Genomic DNA, 311 nt, shown 5'->3' with positions numbered 1-311 from the left:
CTTCTGAAACAACACATTGAGGACAAATCAATCCTGAGATTGATTAACCGATTCTTGCAAGCCGGAGTCATTGAACTAAACGGAAACTTCCAGAAGACAGGAAAAGGCGCCCCGCAAGGAGGCGTCCTGTCGCCATTACTCAGTAACATCTATTTACATGAGTTAGATAAAGAACTAACGAAACGTGGACACCGATTCGTCCGCTATGCCGATGATTTTGTCATCTTTACGAAAAGTAAACGAGCAGGCGAACGAATTCTGCAGAGTATCAGCCGATTTCTATCAAAAGAATTGAAATTGGTTGTGAATAC

The 311-nt window shown here is 42.4% G+C and carries 1 protein-coding gene; it reads left to right on the top strand.

The window, feature by feature from the left end; all coding sequences use genetic code 11:
- On the top strand, positions 1-311 hold a 311-nt coding region (locus tag HMPREF2811_RS07875; RefSeq protein ID WP_246829832.1), incomplete at both ends, for a reverse transcriptase domain-containing protein.

The organism is Globicatella sp. HMSC072A10 (assembly GCF_001811625.1).
GTDB lineage: Bacteria > Bacillota > Bacilli > Lactobacillales > Aerococcaceae > Globicatella > Globicatella sanguinis.
The sequence above is the reverse complement of the archived record's forward strand: the minus strand, read 5'-3'. Positions and strand labels throughout refer to the sequence as shown.